This is a genomic window from Flavobacterium aquatile LMG 4008 = ATCC 11947 (assembly GCF_000757385.1).
Lineage (GTDB): Bacteria > Bacteroidota > Bacteroidia > Flavobacteriales > Flavobacteriaceae > Flavobacterium > Flavobacterium aquatile.
Genome location: NZ_JRHH01000003.1, coordinates 61164 through 76934, shown reverse-complemented (window position 1 = coordinate 76934; position 15771 = coordinate 61164). Strand labels below are relative to the sequence as shown.

Sequence of the window (15771 nt, the reverse complement as noted above, 5' to 3'; positions counted from 1 at the left end):
AATGAAAAATCAAGGTATTTCACAAAATATTGATTGGATAAGCATCATTATCTTCGCTGTCTTAGTGATTATGGGTTGGCTAAATATCTATTCCTCATCGTTATCATCTGTTGGAGAAGATGTTTCTATTTTCGATTTCACACAAATTTACGGAAAGCAACTTCTGTTTATTATGTTTACAATACCTTTAATTTTCATCGTTTTATTTGTCGAAGCAAAATTCTATGAAAAATTTGCAATAATAATATTTGCCATTTCTCTTCTATCATTAATAGGACTATTTTTATTTGGTAAAACCATCGCTGGTCAACGCTGTTGGTATGCCATTGGAAGTTTTACTTTACAACCTTCAGAATTTGCAAAAGCAGCAACATCATTAGCATTAGCCAAATATTTGAGCGATGTACAAATTAATTTAAAAGAAGTAAACCGTCAAATTCAGGTATTAATAATAATATTTCTACCAGTAATGCTAATTCTACCTCAACCCGATCCAGGAAGTGCATTAATTTACAGCGTCTTTTTTATCGTATTATTTAGAGAAGGAATGCCAGGTTGGTATCTATTAACTGGCTTTATCGCCATAATATTATTTGTCCTAACCTTAGCAACCAACAATCCGTTTATAGTAATCGCAATAACAGTTGTTGTTCTCGCAATCAACTATTTTAGAAGCAGATTAGTAGATAGAAACATCATTGCAAGTGCCATTTTGTTAGTCATGGTTTCGGCATTTTCATTCTCGGTAAGTTATGTTTTTGACAACGTATTTAAGCAACACCATCGAGATAGATTTAATATACTTTTGGGTAAAGAAGTAGACATGAAAGGCGTTGGATACAACACAAATCAATCAGAAATCGCAATTGGTTCAGGAGGTTTATTTGGCAAAGGTTTCCTTGAAGGAACGCAAACCAAAGGTGGATTTGTGCCAGAACAACACACCGATTACATATTTACAACCGTTGGTGAAGAATGGGGATTTCTAGGATGTATAATTGTAATAGGCTTATTTGTTGGACTCATCCTAAGAATTGTTTACCTCGCAGAACGACAAAAAACCAAATTTAGTCGAGTCTACGGTTATTGCGTTGCCGGAATTTTATTCATTCACTTTTTTGTAAATATCGCAATGGTTGTAGGTGTTTTCCCAACTATTGGAGTTCCGTTGCCATTCTTTTCCTATGGTGGTTCTGGACTTTGGGGATTCACAATTTTACTGTTTATCTTCCTTAAAATGGATGCCAACAAAGTAAACGAATGGTAATTTAATTTTTATTTGAAGCCAATCCAGCACTACATTACAAGAATTTCAAAGCACCAACCATTTTTGTAAAAAGAAAAAAGAGCTTCTAAGGTCGCTTTTTTTCTTTAACAAAAATTGGTCGTTTCTTTAAAATTGCTTTCCATTTCGGTCTGGGCTAAAAACTCCACGATTTATAATTGGCGTTTTGTTCCAATCTGTTTTCAATAGCATCTTCAAGCTTCGGGAAAAAATCTATTCCAGTCATTTTTTCTAGCTCATCTACAGAAACAACAAATTCATACAAAGGTAAATCGCTATCTTGATGAGGAACAAGAAACGCAATCATCTTAATTTCCTCGCGAGAAGTATCTAATAAAACTTTATAAAAATAATTAGGCACAGCAACATCTTCGCTTCCAATTGTTTTCATATTTTCAGTAAAAACACCACCAGTTACTACGTAAACGCCATCATACTTTCCAGCCCAATACCTAACTTTTTGTTCCAATCTATTCCAAACACCTTCATTAAAATCATGCTTTTGAGGTGAAATATTAGAAGTATAAAACGTTTCATCAAATGCAATTTTAGAAAACTTCCTATCGCCAGCCGGACAAAGATGCCCTTTATCATAACCCGATTTTCTATAATTTCTCCAGTCTGCCGAACCGCTTTCTACTTGCGGATCTTCAATAAAAAAAGGTCTTTCAAAATTATTATTGTTGTAATTTAGATCACTTTTCTTTAATTCATAAGCTACCCATTCGGCTTGTTCATACTTTTCTATATAAGATAAAGTGTAATTATTATGAGTGATAATATCGTTATTAGTAGATGAAGGAAAATATTTAAAATCCTCATTATTAAAAACTAATGAGTCATTTTGAGTTATTGTATCTTTCGAATTCACATCCAAATCTTGTAAATCCTCGTATCTTTTACAGGAATAATTCAAATGGATTATTACAATTAGAACGAAAAGTAGCAGGTTTTTCGGATATTTTTTCATAACTTTATAAATAAGAGAATTCCATTTCGGAATGATATTTGCAAAGTAGTAAATATATAAATCAAAATCATTAAAATAAATAAGAACATTATGAAAATTAAATTAGTATTATCTGCCTTGTTTCTCGTAGGTTTTCAAAACTTTTACGCACAAGAAACGCCAATTCAAACAACAACTACAATTACAGCCGTAGATACTGTTCTAGTAAAATCCGTTGATTTAGAAAAGCAAAGGCTTGAAGAAAAAAAACAACTTGATGAACAACTAAAAAATGACAAGAAAGCTTTAAAGGAGCAAGAAAAAATTGAGAAAGACAAAAAAAGAGCTGAAGACAAATTAAAAAAAGAACAACGTCAAGTAGAAAAACAACAAAAAAAGCTTGATAAAGAACAAAAGAAATTTGAAAAAGAGCAAAAGAAAATAGCATCTGCAGAAAAGTCGCTTGCTAAGAATCAAAAGAAATTAGAAAAAGCTCAAAAAGACCTTCAAAAATACCAAGGTAAATTTGACAAAGATCGTTCTAAAGGGAAACTATCTCCAGTAGAACTTGAAAAAGCTAACTTAAAAATTACTAAACAACAATTAAAAGTTAGAGAAATTGAAGAAGATATTCAAGATGCTCAGAAAAAAGTAAGCAAGCTTAGATAATAAAAGTAAAAAAACCATCAACAATGTTGATGGTTTTTTTTTAATCTATTTTAAACCTAATTACGATTTAATCATTTTATCACTTCTAGAAGTAAATCCTTTTTTTGTATCAGGTTTTTGGTTTAAATCATCTAAGATGTGAATCGCTTCCTCTACATATACGTCTTTAGATAAACTTTCAAACCAACTTTCTCTTTTGTCTTTTAAAGTTTCATCTTTCTTCATTAACTCAACTTCATATGGTAAAGATGCAAATGGTAAACTATTATTGTAATCGGCCAATGACTTATACTTTTTATTAGTTTCTTCAAGTTTCTTTTGTTCGTTTTTGAACTTATTTATTTGAAGACTGTATACGTTTACATTGTTTCTCTCGTCAATCCATTTTGCATTATCATCAATTAATTGCATCTGCGGATTGTTTTGCATTCTCATTTTGCTATTAGCAATTGCTTTATCAAAATTGTTTTGCTTGTTCCAAGTTTTATATTCGGCAGCATCAATTTTATCCCAAGGCATTGCATTTTCCATATCGCGCTCACCCATTTTTAAATAAGCATAACGATCTGGCATAACGATATCACTACTAACTCCTTCTAATTGAGTAGAACCACCATTAATTCTATAGAACTTTTGAGTTGTTGTTTTTAATGCACCCAAATCACCTACATTACTTCCTCTAACAAATTGGTTTAAATCAATTACATTTTGAACTGTTCCTTTACCATAACTTTGTTTACTACCAATAATTATTGCTCGTTTATAATCTTGCATTGCAGCAGCCAAAATCTCAGAAGCCGATGCTGAAAAACTATTTTGCATAATTACTAATGGTCCATCCCATTGCACTTTTGGATCTTTATCTGATAACACTTCTTTCTTTCCTGCAGCCGATTTTACTTGAACAATTGGTCCTTGCTCAATAAACAATCCTGCAATATCAACAACTGTAGAAAGCGAACCGCCACCATTATCTCTAACGTCAAGAATAATACCTTTCACTCCTGCTGCTTTCAATCGTTCTACTTCTAGTGCGACATCTTTTCCAGCATCACGACTGTTTTTATCTTCAAAATCGATATAGAATTTTGGCAAATAAATAATACCGTATTTTGTTCCTTCTTTTTCAATAATACTAGATTTTGCGTAAGTTTCTTCAAGTTCAACCTCATCTCTAATTATCGAAATAACTTTTAAAGTTCCATCGGTTTTTTTAACTGTTAATCGAACTTCGGTACCTTTTGGTCCTTTAATTTTTTTAACAACATCATCAAGACGCATACCAACTACTTCTATTGGTTCTTCGTCTCCTTGAGCCACTTTCAAAACTAAATCTCCAGCTTCTAGTTCTTTTCCTCTCCAAGCTGGTCCACCAGAAATTAATTCTGTAATCTCTGTAAAATCATTTTTCTTTTGTAAACGAGCACCAATTCCTTCTAATTTTCCGCTCATTCCAATATCAAAACGTTCTTTTTCATCTGGAGCAAAATAAGAAGTATGTGGATCAAATCGTGTCGCAATAGCATTGATGTAAACAGAAAACCAATCTTGTCTGTCTAAATCTTTTATAACTCCGTAGTAATCATTCAAAGATTTTAAAGTACTTTCTCTACTTTCTTCTTCAAGAACTTTATCAGACTTTGCAGGTTCATCTTTAGTTTTCTCTGCATTTGCTACAAATTTTTTCTCAAGTTCTGGAGTTAACTTAGAACCCATTTTGGTTTTATATTCCTCAAGTTTTTGATCGACAGTTTTATTTCTATCTTTCAGCTTGTCTTCTTCTAATTTTTGTTTGTCAACATAAGTAGATAATGTAGAAAGTTTGATTTGCTTTCTCCACTTTTCTTTCAATTCCGACACATTTTTGGCATAAGGCAACTTCTCATAATCAGTATTGAACTCTTCGTCTACTGAATAATCAAAAGGTTTATCAAGCACATCTTTGTAATACGATTTACTTTCTTCAATTCTTTTCATTAAACGTGTATACGTTAAATCAAAAAATGTAAGTTCCTTATTTAAAATTTGATTATCAATTTGTAATTCATATTTAGCAAATTCATCAATATCCGATTGCAAAAAGAATCGTTTAGATGGATCTAATGCATCAATATAATCTTTGTAAATTCCTTTAGATAGTTTATCGTCAAATGCGGCAGGATTGTAATGTCCTTTTTCAAGAACATAAGTCAACAGTTCTAACAAAAACTTATCTTTTTCTGGATCATTTTTTTCCGCTCTTGGAATAAAACTCCATAACCCAATTGAAAGGGCTATAATTATTAATAGTACTTTATAATTCCTTTTCATAAACTGTATAATTGCATTCATTAATTTTTCACTAAATTACATAAAATATTATGCCACAATACTGCAATATCGCATAATGTTTTGTTAAAACAGATTCTTTTTACTCAAGCAAAACCCTACAAAGGTTCAAAGTTAAAAATTTGTATCGTAAATAAGTACTAATTTAAGTACTTTTGTTACATCATAATTTTAAACAAAATGTCTAAGAAACCTTTAATTTTAATAACAAACGACGATAGTATCTCTGCACCTGGAATAAGAACGTTGATAGAAGTTATGAGTGAAATTGGCGAGGTTGTGGTAGTTGCACCAGATAGTCCGCAAAGCGCCATGGGTCATGCTATAACTATAAACAATACCTTACATTTAAATAAAATTTCTGCCGATGATGCTACAATTGCAGAATACAGTTGCTCCGGAACTCCAGTAGATTGTGTAAAAATGGCCGTAAATGAAATTTTAAAACAAAAACCGGACTTGTGCGTTTCGGGAATCAATCACGGCTCTAATTCGTCCATTAATGTTATTTATTCGGGAACTATGAGCGCTGCTGTTGAAGCGGGAATTGAAGGAATTCCTGCTATTGGATTCTCTTTATTAGATTATAATTGGAATGCCGATTTTAGCCAGATTAAGCCATTTGTGAAGAAAATTGCTCAAGAAGTTTTAAAAAATGGATTACCTGATGGAACAGTTTTAAACGTAAATTTTCCGAAATTAAAAACGGATGAAATAAAAGGAATAAAAATTTGTCGTCAAGCAAAAGCCATGTGGCAAGAGAAATTTGACAAAAGAGTGACGCCTTTTGGTAAAGAATATTATTGGTTAACTGGCGAATTTATAAATCAAGACAAAGGAGAAGATACCGATGAATGGGCTTTGGCAAACGATTATATTTCAATTGTACCAGTTCAATTTGATTTGACTGCACATCATGCCATTCAAACATTAAATACTTGGGAATTATAATATTATAAATTTACTATGAAAAAAACAGATCTACTTATTGGTTTCTTCATCGGATTAGTTTCAACTTTTATTGGGTCATATTTATTTTTAAAAATAAAAACTAATTATGATTTAATTGATGATTTTAACCTTTTAAGAATTGAAGGAATTCTTGGGAAAGTATTTGTATTGGGAGCAATTTTAAACATCGTAGTTTTTTATATTTTACTCAAAAAAAATAAAGAAATGATGGCTCGTGGCGTTATTTTAGCAACTATTATATTGGCATTATCAACCTTGTTTTTGTAATTATGAAGTACTATATTATAGCTGGCGAAGCTTCAGGAGATTTACATGGCTCTAATTTAATGAAGTCATTATTAAAGGAAGATCCTAATGCCGAAATTCGATTTTGGGGCGGCGATTTAATGCAAAGTGTTGGAGGAACTTTAGTAAAACATTATCGTGAGTTGGCTTTCATGGGATTTGCAGAAGTGATTCTGAATTTGAAAACCATATTGAATAATATTAAATTTTGCAAATCTGATATTGCAAAGTTTAATCCAGATGTGATTATTTTTATTGATTATCCAGGTTTTAATATGCGAATTGCAAAATGGGCAAAAGAGCGTGGTATAAAAACTCATTATTACATTTCACCACAAATTTGGGCTTGGAAAGAAAATCGAATTAAAGACATCAAACGAGATTTTGATAAATTATATGTCATTCTTCCATTCGAAAAAGATTTCTATGAAAAGAAACATCATTTCCCAGTAGAGTTTGTTGGCCATCCACTAATTGACGCCATTCATACTAGAAAAATTATTGATGGAAATCAATTTCGAAAAGAAAACAATCTTGACGAAAAACCAATAATTGCGATTCTTCCTGGTAGTAGAAAACAAGAAATCTCTAAAATGCTTTCATTAATGTTGAGTGTTGTAAATGATTTTCAGGATTACCAATTTGTAATTGCTGGCGCGCCAAGTCAAGAATATTCGTTTTATCAGCAATTTCTAAAAGGGAAAAATATAAAATTTGTAGCCAATAAAACCTATGATTTATTGAGCAACTCTCATGCCGCATTGGTTACATCGGGAACTGCAACTCTAGAAACTGCACTTTTTAAAGTTCCTGAAGTCGTTTGTTATAAAGGAAGTTGGGTTTCGTATCAAATTGCAAAACGAATTATTACGTTAAAATATATTTCGTTAGTGAATTTAATTATGGATGAAGAAGTAGTTACCGAGTTGATTCAAAATGAGTGTAATCCGATAAAAATTAAAGCTGAATTAACTAAGATTTTAACTGAAAATAATCGTGAAAAACTACTTGAAAAATACGACGAATTAGAACAAAAACTTGGCGGAATTGGAGCTAGTGAAAAAACTGCAAAGCTAATTGTTGCTGAAATTTCATAATAATTTTAAAATTCATACGTTCTTTTTTTAGATAAAACTGACTATTTTGAAACACCTACTCTATCTACTTGTCTTACTTTTTTTAGTAACTTCCTGTAAATCGACATCGTCTGCAACAAGCAATTCGAAAAAAACTTCTCAATTTAATGAGCAAATAATTGATGATGCTACCGATAAAATTGGAACGCCATACAAATATGCTGGAATAACCAATGCAGGATATGATTGCTCTGGATTGGTTTTTACTACTTTTCAAAAAAATCATATTTCACTTCCTAGATCATCTTATGAAATGTCTAAGAAAGGTACAATCATTAAAAAAAATGATTGTAGAAAAGGCGATTTAATCTTCTTTAAAACCAACGGAAAAAATAAAATAAATCATGTTGGAATTATAACAGAAGTTGATGATGACGAAATCAAATTTGTGCATTCATCAACACAACGAGGCGTGATAATTTCATCTACAAAAGAAGATTATTACCGAAAATCGTTTGCTCAGATTAACAGAATAGTTGAATAAAAATTAAATATTTACACTTTTTCTGTAGGAATTATCTTTTTTTTAATACTTTTAGAATATGAAAGTATTAAAATTTCCTTTAATTAAAATTACTTTTTGCTTTATACTTGGGATTTTATTTGCCCAAATGTCAAAGCCTACATTTTTATTGACATTAATTTTATTATTGATTTGTAGCTCTATCACTTTAATAATCAATTTATTATCAAATAAAAAGACAGTTTACAAATCATTATTCGGAATATTTTGCCTTATAACTTCTTTCTTTATCGGAAGTTTTACTCTGGTTTTAAATAATGACAAATTGAACTCCAGTCATTATTTAAAAGACTTAAAATCAGTAGAAAATGAATATTCAGCAGAGATTATTATCAAAGAAAAATTAAAAAACACCATTAATAACGACAGGTATGTTGCTAAAATAATTGAACTAAATAGCCATAAAAGCTACGGCAAAATTATTTTAAACATACGAAAAGATAGCTTGATGCCAACTCTTGAAATGGGTTCGCACTTAAAAGTTGCCGGTTCGTTTTACAAAAATAGAAAGCCCAATAATCCAGATCAATTTGATTATGGGAAATATCTAGAAAATCAGCAAATTTATGCGCAAGTTTATGCCGACGCTTCAAAAATTAAAATTGGTTCTCAAGTTGACAGAACGATATCTTATTATGCCAGCAAACTAAGAAATAGAATTATTTACAATTTAGAAAAAAATAATTTCAATAAATCAGAGTTGAATGTTGTTGTTGCTTTAATTTTGGGTCAACAACAGGACATATCGCAAGAAATAATTAAAGATTATCAATATGCAGGTGCAATTCATGTTTTGTCAGTATCAGGATTACACGTTGGATGCATTTTATTGTTTATTACTTTTTTATTAAAACCTATTCCGAACAATAAAAAAGGCTCTATCATAAAACTGATAATAGTAATTGCATCACTGTGGATGTTTGGGATTTTAACAGGATTGGCGCCATCTGTAGTCCGATCGGTAACTATGTTTTCATTTGTAGCCATTGGAATGTTCCTCAGAAGAAGCGTAAATATTTATCATACATTAGTGGTTTCTGCATTACTAATTCTGCTATTTCAACCTTCCTTTTTGTTTGATATTGGATTTCAGTTGAGCTACATTGCACTGTTTTTTATCGTTTGGTTGCAACCACTTTTAGCTTCAATTTGGACACCAAAATATAAAGTCGTTAATTATTTTTGGGAAATTATCACGGTTTCATTTGCAGCGCAAATCGGAACTTTACCTTTAAGTATTTATTATTTTCATCAATTTCCGGGATTATTTTTTGTTACTAATATTGTGATTTTGCCAATGCTAAGTCTAATTCTTGGCATCGGTGTTGTTGTAATGATTTTAGCATCTGTGAATGTGGTTTGGTATCCAATGATGAAATTATTAGAATACAGTATTTGGTTTTTAAACAAAATTATAGCTTGGGTTGCCTCTTTTGAAGATTTTATTTTTAAAGATATTCCGCTAAATTCTTATATGTTGTGGAGTAGTTATTTACTGATTTTCGGACTTGTAATTTATTCGAAAAAGCCTACATTTAATAAACTAACACTAAGTTTATCTGCCTTGATTTTAGTTCAAATAATTTCTATTCAAGCCAAATATTCGAGTCAGAATAAAGAAGAATTTATTGTTTTCAACAAAAAGAAAAGCACTATAATTACCGAAAGAAAAGGTGATAAAGTAACGCTTTACAGCAATGATAGCATTCTAAAAACTACTGATGATAATTTAGTTTTAAAATCGTATTTAGTAGCAAATTATTGTAAAATCGAAAAGAAGAAATCTTTATCAAATTTATACTATTTTAAAGACAAAAAGATATTATTGATGGACAGCTCTGCCGTTTATTTAGCCAATGAAAAACCCGATGTTTTAGTCATTACAAATTCCCCAAAAGTAAATCTAGAACGTATTTTTAAACAATGGAAACCTAAACAAGTAGTTGTTGACGCTGCAAATTTTAAATCCTACATTAAAGTTTGGAAAGCAACTTGCAGTAAGGAAAAAATCCCTTTTCATGATACTACAGAAAAGGGATTTTATAAATTATAATTATGCTTTTTTATCAGCTGTTTTTTTCTTTTTCAAAGCTTTTTTAGCTGCCTTTTGCTCATCATCTGTGTAAGGAACAAATTTTGTAACCATCTGTTCTGGACCTTTCAACCATGCATTTGGTCCACCTGCTCCATAACCTGTTTCGCCCAATAACTCAAAACTTGTTTTACCATCAGTTGCAACTCCAGCTTTAGCTAATCTAACCGATGGATATCCTCTAATTTGGAAGAATTGTTGCAATAAATTGTTTTGCATTTTTATAGCATCGCTTTGAGGTGTTCTTCTTGGGAAATCCAATTCTACCAAAACAACTTTTTCTTTTGCCCAAGTTGTGAATTCTGGAGTTTTAAAAACTTCTTTTTGTAAACGAATACACCATCCACACCAATCGCTTCCTGTGAAAAATAGAAATAATGGTTTGTTTTCTACTTTAGAAACAGCAATTGCTTCGTCAATATTGGTATGCCAAGTTAAACCTTCTTGTGCTTGAGCTGCAAAACTTCCAATAAAAAGGAAAGTTGCAATTATAAATTTCTCCATGTTTTATTTTTTTACAAATATATTCAAAAATAGTACCAAAAAATGTCGGCTACTTTACTTCTTGCATTAGTTTTTTAATAAGTGGTGAAATCGCGATTAATACAACTCCAGCAACTAATGCATAAATCCCCAATTGATAATATCCATCAGCATATACGTTTAGTTTTTCTAAATTAGTTGCGTTTTCTGATGCTTCTGCAATATTTGCACCAAGTAATCCAGCGAAATATTGACCGTAAGCACTTGCTAAAAACCACATTCCCATAATTACGGCTTGTGTTTTTTGTGGAGATAATTTAGTCATGGCCGACATTCCGATTGGCGATAAACAAAGTTCCCCAAAAGTGATGATGAACCATCCAAAAGTAAAAATTCCTAATGAAGTTCTTCCGTTTAAATCGGCAAAGAATTTGGTATAATAAAATATCCAAAAACCGCCTGCAAGAAATATAAATGCCAATCCAAATTTTATAACAGTATTAGGTTCGATTTTTCGTTTTGCCATCCAAAGCCAAACTAACCCGACTAAAGCTGCAAAACCAATTACAAAAAATGAATTTGCAGAATTATTAACTCCATTCGGACTTAACTCTACTCCTAAAATATCATTATTTAAATTATTCGCGGCAAATAAACTTAAAGAACCACCACTTTGCTCGAAAAACGCCCAAAAGAAAATAGAGAAAATGATAAAAACTAAAGCTGCTAAAAGTTTTTTATTTTCGGCAGATGAAAAATTCTTCATTTCATAAAACAAGTACAAAATGGAAGCTGGACCAATAAACATCATGAAATAATCGGTATACTTTGTATTTGCAACCATAATTATTATAATTGGAACTATAATAAGTGAGCCTGCGTAAGTTGCTATTTCAAGTATTTTCTTCTTAGATTTTTCAACATCCATTAAGGGCGAAAGACCGATTGGACCTAAACTTTTTTGAGTTTGAGTGAATGTTAGTAAACTTATAATCATCACGACTGCTGCAAATCCGAAACCTACATTCCATCTTAAATTTTCTGGAACTACGGATTGCCACATGGAACCTTCTGCTACAGCAATACAAATGTAACCTCCAATTAACGCTCCAAGATTTACACCCATGTAAAAAAATGAAAATCCAGCATCTCTTCTTGGATCGTCATTTTTATACAATTGACCTACCATAGAAGAAATATTTGGTTTGAAAAAACCAGTTCCTACAATTGTAAAACCTAGTCCAATAAAGAAAAAACTTTTTGGATCAATGGCAAGAATTACACTTCCGATAATCATAAGGATTCCTCCCCAAAAGAGTGATTTTCTTAGTCCTAAGATTTTATCAGCGAACAATCCACCTATAAACGTGAACGCATATACCCAAGCTTGCGTTGCACCATATTGTAAATTGGCAGTTTTTTCATCCATTGCAAGATGGTTCACCATAAAAACCACTAGCATTCCGCGCATTCCGTAGAAACAAAAACGTTCCCACATTTCGCTAAAGAACAAATACCAAAGTTGTTTTGGATATTTTCCTTTAAAATTTTGAATTTCTTCTATTGACTGATTGATTTCCATAATTAATTGATTCCGTGGTCTTTCATTACTTTATTTAGATTTTTCACTAAAGCAAACATTAAAATTGTCGCAAACATTAATAATCCGAAGTTTACCCAAAAGAAATTGGCTTTATCGTCATAAGTATCCCACATACTTGCTAAAACTCCAGATAATTTATTTCCGATTGATGTCGATAAAAACCATCCGCCCATCATTAAAGCGGTAATGTTTTTGGGAGATAATTTGGATACAATTGACAATCCCATTGGACTGAGGAATAATTCTCCTATGGTTATAATTCCGTAATTGGCAACAAGCCACCAAACCGAAACTTTTTCTGCACCATTGTTTCCAATGTGAACAGCAGCTACCATTACTAAAACTGATAAAGCTGAAATTAATAATCCGAAGGCAATTTTTGTTGGAGTTGAAGGTTCTTTTTTTCTGCTTCGTAAAAAGGTAAAAAAGGCTACAACAAGTGGTGTTAAAATAATAACCCAACCCGGATTTATTGACTGACTTAAATTGGTTGCCCAAATAGAAACCGTTGAACCTTCTTGAGGCAATTTCTCTTTTTCTACATTTCTAAAATAAATTGGATAATCAACTACTTTTTTAACTTCACCATTTTCTTTTTGAAGTCGAAAACTTGCATCGTATAACTCTGTTGAATCTTTTGTGTATTCAATATCCTTTGCTAATTTTAAATTACTAAAAACAGCTTGAGTTGTTCCACTTATTTCTCTGTCTGTATATCTATCTGCCCAAGTAGTTAATGCAGAACCATTTAATTTAAAAACAGCCCAAAACAAAATCACTACTGCAAAAATAGAAAGTAAAGCGCCAATTGGTCGTTTTTCTTCTGGTTTTGCTTTGAAATATAAACTACCATAAAAGTAAACTACAGGAAGACAAGCAAAAATAAATGCATCCGTACTATCTGAACCAAAAATCGAACTATCAAGATTTATGTCTGATTGCACTCCTTTTAACAACCAACCAATAACTCCAAAAACTACCGATGGAACTAAGATGTATAATACGATTTTTGAAAATGGCATATCACCTTCTTGAATTCCTTTTTTATCGGTTTTATCACCATAATGTTTTGTCCCTAAAAGGAAAACGATTACACCAATAAACATTCCTAAACCAGCCGCCATAAAGGCGTATTGCCAACCCAATAAAATTTGTAAAGCCGCACCAAAAAAATTACAAATGAAAGCACCAACATTAATTCCCATATAGAAAATGTTGTAACCTTCGTCTTTCTTTTCTTTGTACTGGTCTTCGTTGTAGAAATTACCTAATAATGTTGAGATATTTGGTTTGAAAAATCCGTTTCCTACAATTACTAATGTCATTGCTAAATATAGCATCGGTAAACTATGAATTCCCATCATAAAATAACCTGCGCCCATCATTAATCCGCCAATAACGATTGATTTTTTGTAACCTAAATATCTGTCGGCAACTAAACCCCCAATGAATGGCGTTAAAAATACCAAAGCAATGAAAGTTCCATATAAATCGGAAGCTTCTTTCTCTGTCATAGCAAAACCTGCTTCAACATCTTTAAGATAAAGTGTAAAAATTCCGATCATTAAATAATAACCAAAACGTTCCCACATTTCAGATAAAAATAAGTAAGGCAATGCTTTAGGATGACTTTTCCACATAATAATTCAATTTAAAAAAACAAACCTACAAGGATTTCTTGTAGGTTTGAAAGATATAAAAAATATTTTAAAATGCGATTATCTCACACCATTCATCATCTTCTTTAATTTCGGCGTTAAAAGAGCCAAGATTATTGCAGCGATACCACATAAAATAACAAAAACCATGAAAAACTCATATAAACTATGAATTTCAAAACCTCCAAATGAAGTATATTCGGTTGGTAATTGTTCTTTTTCAAACATCGCAACTTGCTCAACTGTTAACGTTGCTTTTTTATCTAAAACATCTTGAAGATTTACGCCCAATTTTTCTGCTTTTAGAAATTTATCACCTGTAGCAGGAATGATTGCTCCAAGTGAACCAGCTAAAGCATATCCAGCAGCGTTAGAAATAAAGAAAACACCATATAATAATGAAGCAAAACGTTTTGGAGCTAACTTTCCAACCAAAGATAATCCAATAGGTGATAAACAAAGCTCACCCATAGTTTGGATAAAATATAATAAAACCAACCATTTTATAGCCAATAAGCCACTATTCCCTAAATCTTTTACATTGTGCGCTATAATAAAATAACTTAAAGCAATCAAAGCTAGTCCCAATGCTTGCTTCATTGGCGAAATTGGTTCTTTCTGTTTTGCTCTTAACCTATCCCACATTATACTGAAAGGAACTGCTAATAACACAACAAAAAGCCCATTAAAAATCTGAACCATTGAAGCAGGCATATCCCATCCAAAAATAAAAGTTCGATCTGTTTGATTTGAAGCAATAAATGTTAATGATGAACCAGCTTGCTCAAATGCTGCCCAAAAGAAAATAATAAAAAAAGAAACAATATAAATTACCGAAATTCTTTCTCTCTCAATTTTGTTTTCAGCAGAACTCATGATTAAAAAAGCTAATGAAATTCCAGCACCATAAATAATCGGATAAATGATTCCTTTAACTAATGTTCCAATTTCAAAATTACTAAATCCAATTTCTGAAACTAGTACGTATCTAAAAGCAAAAAATAAAACAACAAATAAAACTGATGCAATTCCTATTGATTTACTTGAGAATTTAGCTTGTTCTTCGACTTCGCCTTTTGATGAATCTTTATTAGGTTTCGCTCCAATGGCAGTTCCATCAGGAGAAACAACATATTTATCTTTCAAAAAGAAAAAAACTAATGTTCCTAAAACCATTGCAATACCAGCCATTAAATAACCCCATTTAAAAACTGTAGGATCTTGTATTCCATTAACTTTTACATCAGCAAAAAGAGGTACAAAATATTGACTCAATAAAGCTCCAATATTAATTCCCATGTAAAAGATGGTAAAAGCAGAATCCAATTTGGTCTTTTCTTGAGGTGGATACAAACTACCAACCATTGAAGAAATGTTAGGTTTAAAAAATCCGTTTCCGAAAATAATAACAAATAGACCCAACCAGAAAATAGCTTTAGAAAAGTCTAAATTACTATCATAAATAGTTGCACTGTAAAATAATGAAAACTGACCAATCGCCATCAAAGTTCCACCAAGCATGATACAACTTCTATTCCCTAGATATTTATCAGAAATAAAACCTCCCAAAAGTGGTGTTAAGTAACAAAGAGCTAAAAAACCTCCATATATAATTGATGCGTTTGATTCTCCCAACATTAAGGCATTCACCATAAATAAGGTCAAGATAGCTCGCATTCCGTAGAAGTTGAACCTTTCCCACATTTCGGTTCCAAATAATACCCAAAGTCCTTTTGGATGTCCTGTTTTTACTGCTGTTTCACTCATAGTATTCTATTTAAATTTTGT

At 31.4% G+C, this 15771-nt stretch carries 13 protein-coding genes; 7 read left to right on the top strand and 6 right to left on the bottom strand.

The window, feature by feature from the left end; genetic code table 11:
• Position 1 precedes the first annotated feature (1 nt).
• Positions 2-1267 (top strand): rod shape-determining protein RodA, encoded by a 1266-nt coding sequence (gene rodA / locus LG45_RS06185; RefSeq protein ID WP_035125522.1) that lies wholly within the window; start codon positions 2-4, stop codon positions 1265-1267.
• Between the two features lie 154 nt (positions 1268-1421).
• Here rodA and LG45_RS06180 read toward each other — a convergent pair whose 3' ends face one another.
• Complete coding sequence (locus LG45_RS06180; RefSeq protein WP_035125521.1) at positions 1422-2255, bottom strand: DNA/RNA non-specific endonuclease; 834 nt, start codon at positions 2253-2255, stop codon at positions 1422-1424.
• A 90-nt stretch (positions 2256-2345) separates the two neighbouring features.
• On the opposite strand from LG45_RS06180, the gene LG45_RS16045 reads away from it, so the two are divergent.
• On the top strand, positions 2346-2903 hold the full coding sequence (locus tag LG45_RS16045; protein WP_052087509.1) for a hypothetical protein: 558 nt from the start codon (positions 2346-2348) through the stop codon (positions 2901-2903).
• 60 nt (positions 2904-2963) lie between these two features.
• Here LG45_RS16045 and LG45_RS06170 read toward each other — a convergent pair whose 3' ends face one another.
• The gene (locus LG45_RS06170) at positions 2964-5234 is read right to left on the bottom strand and encodes a carboxy terminal-processing peptidase (protein WP_035125520.1); all 2271 of its coding nucleotides are present in this window, start codon (positions 5232-5234) and stop codon (positions 2964-2966) included.
• Positions 5235-5411: 177 nt separating this feature from the next.
• Here LG45_RS06170 and surE point away from each other — a divergent pair, with 177 nt between their 5' ends.
• The 5 genes from surE to LG45_RS06145 all read left to right on the top strand — a co-directional run bounded on the left by surE (position 5412) and on the right by LG45_RS06145 (position 10200).
• Positions 5412-6182 (top strand): 5'/3'-nucleotidase SurE, encoded by a 771-nt coding sequence (gene surE, locus LG45_RS06165; RefSeq protein ID WP_035125519.1) that lies wholly within the window; start codon positions 5412-5414, stop codon positions 6180-6182.
• 15 nt (positions 6183-6197) lie between these two features.
• A complete protein-coding gene (locus tag LG45_RS06160; protein WP_035125518.1) occupies positions 6198-6470 on the top strand; it encodes a hypothetical protein in 273 nt (90 codons plus the stop codon).
• A gap of 2 nt (positions 6471-6472) precedes the next feature.
• The gene (gene lpxB, locus LG45_RS06155; protein ID WP_035125516.1) at positions 6473-7585 is read left to right on the top strand and encodes a lipid-A-disaccharide synthase; all 1113 of its coding nucleotides are present in this window, start codon (positions 6473-6475) and stop codon (positions 7583-7585) included.
• Between the two features lie 46 nt (positions 7586-7631).
• Positions 7632-8108: a C40 family peptidase gene (locus tag LG45_RS06150; RefSeq protein ID WP_035125515.1), complete on the top strand. Its 477-nt coding sequence runs from the start codon at positions 7632-7634 to the stop codon at positions 8106-8108.
• Positions 8109-8235: 127 nt separating this feature from the next.
• Complete coding sequence (locus tag LG45_RS06145; protein WP_240471830.1) at positions 8236-10200, top strand: ComEC/Rec2 family competence protein; 1965 nt, start codon at positions 8236-8238, stop codon at positions 10198-10200.
• Here LG45_RS06145 and LG45_RS06140 read toward each other — a convergent pair whose 3' ends face one another.
• From LG45_RS06140 to LG45_RS06125, 4 genes are all read right to left on the bottom strand, one after another.
• Positions 10201-10743 carry a thioredoxin family protein gene (locus LG45_RS06140; RefSeq protein WP_035125512.1) on the bottom strand — a complete coding sequence of 181 codons (543 nt, stop codon included), beginning with the start codon at positions 10741-10743 and terminating at the stop codon, positions 10201-10203.
• A 49-nt stretch (positions 10744-10792) separates the two neighbouring features.
• Positions 10793-12304 (bottom strand): peptide MFS transporter, encoded by a 1512-nt coding sequence (locus LG45_RS06135; RefSeq protein ID WP_035125510.1) that lies wholly within the window; start codon positions 12302-12304, stop codon positions 10793-10795.
• A gap of 2 nt (positions 12305-12306) precedes the next feature.
• A complete protein-coding gene (locus tag LG45_RS06130; protein WP_035125508.1) occupies positions 12307-13965 on the bottom strand; it encodes a peptide MFS transporter in 1659 nt (552 codons plus the stop codon).
• Positions 13966-14043: 78 nt separating this feature from the next.
• Entirely contained in the window at positions 14044-15750 is a 1707-nt protein-coding gene (locus tag LG45_RS06125) for a peptide MFS transporter (RefSeq protein WP_035125506.1), read from the bottom strand.
• Positions 15751-15771: the final 21 nt, after the last annotated feature.

Excerpts from the sequence above, each read along its gene's own strand:
- rodA (WP_035125522.1), top strand. The coding sequence starts at position 2 with ATGAAAAATCAAGGTATTTCACAAAATATTGATTGGATAAGCATCATT.
- LG45_RS06180 (WP_035125521.1), bottom strand. The coding sequence starts at position 2,255 with ATGAAAAAATATCCGAAAAACCTGCTACTTTTCGTTCTAATTGTAATA.
- LG45_RS16045 (WP_052087509.1), top strand. The coding sequence starts at position 2,346 with ATGAAAATTAAATTAGTATTATCTGCCTTGTTTCTCGTAGGTTTTCAA.
- LG45_RS06170 (WP_035125520.1), bottom strand. The coding sequence starts at position 5,234 with ATGAATGCAATTATACAGTTTATGAAAAGGAATTATAAAGTACTATTA.
- surE (WP_035125519.1), top strand. The coding sequence starts at position 5,412 with ATGTCTAAGAAACCTTTAATTTTAATAACAAACGACGATAGTATCTCT.
- LG45_RS06160 (WP_035125518.1), top strand. The coding sequence starts at position 6,198 with ATGAAAAAAACAGATCTACTTATTGGTTTCTTCATCGGATTAGTTTCA.
- lpxB (WP_035125516.1), top strand. The coding sequence starts at position 6,473 with ATGAAGTACTATATTATAGCTGGCGAAGCTTCAGGAGATTTACATGGC.
- LG45_RS06145 (WP_240471830.1), top strand. The coding sequence starts at position 8,236 with ATGTCAAAGCCTACATTTTTATTGACATTAATTTTATTATTGATTTGT.
- LG45_RS06140 (WP_035125512.1), bottom strand. The coding sequence starts at position 10,743 with ATGGAGAAATTTATAATTGCAACTTTCCTTTTTATTGGAAGTTTTGCA.
- LG45_RS06135 (WP_035125510.1), bottom strand. The coding sequence starts at position 12,304 with ATGGAAATCAATCAGTCAATAGAAGAAATTCAAAATTTTAAAGGAAAA.
- LG45_RS06130 (WP_035125508.1), bottom strand. The coding sequence starts at position 13,965 with ATGTGGAAAAGTCATCCTAAAGCATTGCCTTACTTATTTTTATCTGAA.
- LG45_RS06125 (WP_035125506.1), bottom strand. The coding sequence starts at position 15,750 with ATGAGTGAAACAGCAGTAAAAACAGGACATCCAAAAGGACTTTGGGTA.